A 4,670-nucleotide genomic window follows, 5' to 3' on the forward strand; every position below is an offset into this window, starting at 1 on the left:
GCATCTCGCAAGTGACGCCGGGCGCCTACGTGCAGGCGAGCCAGGCGACGCTGATGTCGACCGTGCAGCAGCTCGATCCGGTGTACGTCGACCTCACGCAGTCGAGCCTCGAAGGGCTGAAGCTGCGGCAGGACGTGCAGAGCGGCCGTCTGAAGACGACCGGCCCGGGCGCGGCGAAGGTGTCGTTGATTCTCGAAGACGGCAAGACCTATTCGGAGCCGGGCAAGCTGCAGTTCTCGGACGTGACGGTCGACCAGACCACCGGCTCGGTGACGATCCGCGCGGTGTTCCCGAACCCGAATCGCGTGCTGCTGCCGGGCATGTTCGTGCGTGCACGGATCGAGGAAGGCGTGAACGAGAACGCGTTCCTGGTGCCGCAGATCGGCGTCACGCACGACCAGAAGGGCCAGGCGATCGCGATGGTGGTGAACGCCAGCAACAAGGTCGAGCCGCGTCCGCTGAAGACCACCGGCATGCAGGGCCAGAACTGGGTCGTCGAAGGCGGTCTGCAGGCGGGCGATCACGTGATCGTGCAAGGCGTCGACAAGGTGCGCCCGGGCGCGACCGTGAAGACGGTCCCCGCGCAGCTCGCCCCGGCGGCCGATGCCGCTTCGGGCGCTGCTGCCCCCGCCGCGCCGGCCGCTGCCGGGTCCGGCGCCGCTGCCGCTTCCGGTGCCGCCGCATCGGGCGCCGCGCCGGCGAGTGCTGCCGCTGCTTCGAGCGCGAAATAACAGGGAGCCTGTTTCATGGCAAAGTTTTTTATCGATCGCCCGATCTTCGCGTGGGTGATCGCCATCATCCTGATGCTGGCCGGGGTTGCGGCGATCTTCACGCTGCCGATCTCGCAGTATCCGACGATCGCGCCGCCATCGATCCAGATCACCGCGAACTACCCGGGCGCTTCCGCGAAGACGGTGGAAGACACGGTGACGCAGGTGATCGAGCAGCAGATGAGCGGTCTCGACAACTTCCTGTACATGTCGTCGACGAGTGACGATTCGGGCAACGCAACGATCACGCTGACCTTCGCGCCGGGCACCAACGCCGACATCGCGCAGGTCCAGGTGCAGAACAAGCTGTCGCTCGCGACGCCGGTTCTGCCGCAGGTCGTGCAGCAGCTCGGTCTGTCGGTCACGAAGTCGAGCAGCAGCTTCCTGCTGGTGCTCGCCTTCAACTCCGAAGACGGCAGCATGAACAAGTACGACCTCGCGAACTTCGTGGCGTCGCACGTGAAGGATCCGATCAGCCGGCTGAACGGCGTCGGTACCGTCACGCTGTTCGGCTCGCAGTACGCGATGCGGATCTGGCTCGACCCGAACCGCCTGACCAACTACGGCCTCACGCCGGTCGACGTCAGCTCGGCGATCACCGCGCAGAACGTGCAGATCGCGGGCGGCCAGATCGGCGGCACGCCGGCCACGCCGGGCACCGTGCTGCAGGCGACGATCACCGAATCGACGCTGCTGCAGACGCCCGAGCAGTTCGGCAACATCCTGCTGAAGGTCAACCAGGACGGCTCGCAGGTGCGCCTGAAGGACGTCGCGCAGATCGGCCTCGGCGGCGAAAACTACAACTTCGACACGAAGTACAACGGTCAGCCGACCGCGGCACTCGGTATCCAGCTCGCGACCAACGCGAACGCGCTCGCGACCGCGAAGGCCGTGCGCGCGAAGATCGACGAGCTCGCACCGTTCTTCCCGCACGGCCTCGTCGTGAAGTATCCGTACGACACGACGCCGTTCGTGAAGCTGTCGATCGAGGAAGTGGTCAAGACGCTGCTCGAAGGTATCGTGCTCGTGTTCCTCGTGATGTATCTGTTCCTGCAGAACCTGCGGGCGACGATCATCCCGACGATCGCGGTGCCGGTCGTGCTGCTCGGTACGTTCGCGATCATGTCGATGGTCGGCTTCTCGATCAACACGCTGTCGATGTTCGGCCTCGTGCTCGCGATCGGCCTGCTGGTCGACGATGCGATCGTGGTGGTCGAGAACGTCGAGCGCGTGATGGCGGAAGAGGGGCTGTCACCGAAGGAAGCGACCCGCAAGGCGATGGGCCAGATCACCGGCGCACTCGTCGGCGTGGCGCTCGTGCTGTCGGCGGTGTTCGTGCCGGTGGCGTTCTCCGGCGGCTCGGTCGGCGCGATCTATCGTCAGTTCTCGCTGACGATCGTGTCGGCGATGGTGCTGTCGGTGCTGGTCGCGTTGATTCTGACGCCGGCGCTGTGCGCGACGATCCTCAAGCCGATCCCGCAAGGGCATCACGAAGAGAAGAAGGGCTTCTTCGGCTGGTTCAACCGCACGTTCAACAACAGCCGCGACAAGTACCACGTCGGCGTGCACCACGTGATCAAGCGCTCGGGCCGCTGGCTCATCATCTATCTGGTCGTGATCGTCGCGGTCGGGCTGCTGTTCGTGCGCCTGCCGAAGTCGTTCCTGCCCGATGAAGATCAGGGCCTGATGTTCGTGATCGTGCAGACGCCGTCGGGCTCGACGCAGGAAACGACCGCGAAGACGCTCGCGAACATTTCCGACTACCTGCTGAAGGACGAGAAGGAAATCGTCGAATCGGCGTTCACGGTCAACGGCTTCAGCTTCGCGGGTCGCGGCCAGAACTCGGGTCTCGTGTTCGTCCGCCTGAAGGACTACTCGCAGCGTCAGCATGCGAACCAGAAGGTGCAGGCGCTGATCGGCCGGATGTTCGGGCGCTACGGGAGCTACAAGGACGCGCTCGTGATCCCGTTCAACCCGCCGTCGATTCCTGAGCTCGGTACGGCTGCCGGCTTCGACTTCGAGCTGACGGACAACGCCGGTCTCGGCCACGACGCGCTGATGGCCGCACGTAACCAGCTGCTCGGGATGGCATCGAAGGACCCGACGCTGCAGGGTGTGCGTCCGAACGGCCTGAACGATACGCCGCAGTACAAGGTGAACATCGACCGCGAGAAGGCGAATGCGCTCGGCGTGACGGCGGATGCGATCGACCAGACGTTCTCGATCGCGTGGGCGTCGAAGTACGTGAACAACTTCCTCGACACCGACGGCCGGATCAAGAAGGTGTACGTGCAGGCCGATGCGCCGTTCCGGATGACGCCGGAAGACATGAACATCTGGTACGTGCGCAACGGGTCGGGCGGGATGGTGCCGTTCAGCGCGTTCGCGACCGGTCACTGGACGTACGGTTCGCCGAAGCTCGAGCGCTACAACGGTGTGTCGGCGATGGAAATCCAGGGTCAGGCCGCACCGGGCAAGTCGACCGGTCAGGCGATGGCCGCGATGGAAACGCTCGCGAAGAAGCTGCCGGTCGGTATCGGCTATTCGTGGACGGGCCTGTCGTTCCAGGAAATCCAGTCCGGTTCGCAGGCGCCGATCCTGTACGCGATCTCGATCCTCGTCGTGTTCCTGTGTCTCGCGGCGCTGTATGAAAGCTGGTCGATCCCGTTCTCGGTGATCATGGTCGTGCCGCTCGGCGTGATCGGTGCGCTGCTCGCGGCCACGATGCGCGGCCTCGAGAACGACGTGTTCTTCCAGGTCGGCCTGCTGACCACCGTGGGCCTGTCCGCGAAGAACGCGATCCTGATCGTCGAGTTCGCGCGCGAACTGCAGCAGACGGAGAAGATGGGGCCGATCGAGGCCGCGCTGGAAGCGGCGCGCCTGCGGCTGCGTCCGATCCTGATGACGTCGCTCGCGTTCATTCTCGGCGTGATGCCGCTCGCGATCAGCAACGGCGCGGGTTCGGCGAGCCAGCACGCGATCGGTACGGGCGTGATCGGCGGGATGATCACGGCGACGTTCCTCGCGATCTTCATGATCCCGATGTTCTTCGTGAAGATCCGCGCGATCTTCAGCGGCGAGAAGGAAGACGTCGACGAGGCGCTGCGTCTGGCTCAGGAGCACTCGCACCACGAAGAGAAGCCGGGCAACGGCGACGAAGGCAACAAGGGACAGTGATGATGCAAAAACACGCTTTGACTGCAATCGCAGTCGCGCTCTTTGCCACGGGCTGCACGATGGCGCCGCACTACAAGCGGCCCGACGCACCCGTCGCGCAGGCGTACCCGGCCGGCGGCGTCTACGCGACGCAGCCGGGCGCGGCCGGCGCGCGCAGCGCGAATGGCCAGGCGGCGACTGCCATCGGCTGGCGCGAGTTCTTCGTCGATCCGCGCCTGCAGCGGCTGATCGAGATCGCGCTGAAAAACAACCGCGACCTGCGCGTGTCGGTGCTCAATATCGAGGCCGCGCGGGCGCAGTACCAGATCACGCGTGCGGGGCTGTTCCCGACGCTCGACGGTACGGGTACGGGCAACCGTCAGCGTTTGCCGAATTCGCTGACGGCCGTGCCGGGCCGGAACATCACGACGACCTACAACGTCGGGCTGTCCGCGTCATGGGAACTCGACCTGTTCGGCCGCGTGCAGAGCCTGAAGGACCAGGCGCTCGCGCAATACCTGTCGACGTCGTACGCGCGGCAGGCGTCCGAGATCTCGCTGGTGTCGCAGGTCGCGGATCAATATCTGACGCTGCTGTCGACCGATGACCTGCTGAAGGTCACGGAGGACACGCTGAAGACCGCGCAGGCATCGTACGACCTGACCAAGCTGCAGTTCGACAACGGCACGGGCTCCGAGCTCGAGCTGCGTCAGGCGCAGACGGTGGTCGAGACGGCGCTCGCGA

At 65.2% G+C, this 4,670-nt stretch carries 3 protein-coding genes; all 3 read left to right on the forward strand.

The window, feature by feature from the left end; all coding sequences use genetic code 11:
* The coding region (locus tag MMB92_RS34970) for an efflux RND transporter periplasmic adaptor subunit (RefSeq protein ID WP_143279991.1) at window positions 1-731 on the forward strand (731 nt) is incomplete at its 5' end.
* A 15-nt stretch (window positions 732-746) separates the two neighbouring features.
* Entirely contained in the window at window positions 747-3,947 is a 3,201-nt protein-coding gene (gene bpeB, locus MMB92_RS34975; RefSeq protein WP_006482626.1) for an efflux RND transporter permease BpeB, read from the forward strand.
* The coding region (locus tag MMB92_RS34980) for a TolC family protein (RefSeq protein ID WP_277563263.1) at window positions 3,947-4,670 on the forward strand (724 nt) is incomplete at its 3' end. The genes bpeB and MMB92_RS34980, both read left to right, overlap by 1 nt.

The organism is Burkholderia sp. IO2, from assembly GCF_029522185.1.
Classification (GTDB): domain Bacteria; phylum Pseudomonadota; class Gammaproteobacteria; order Burkholderiales; family Burkholderiaceae; genus Burkholderia; species Burkholderia cenocepacia.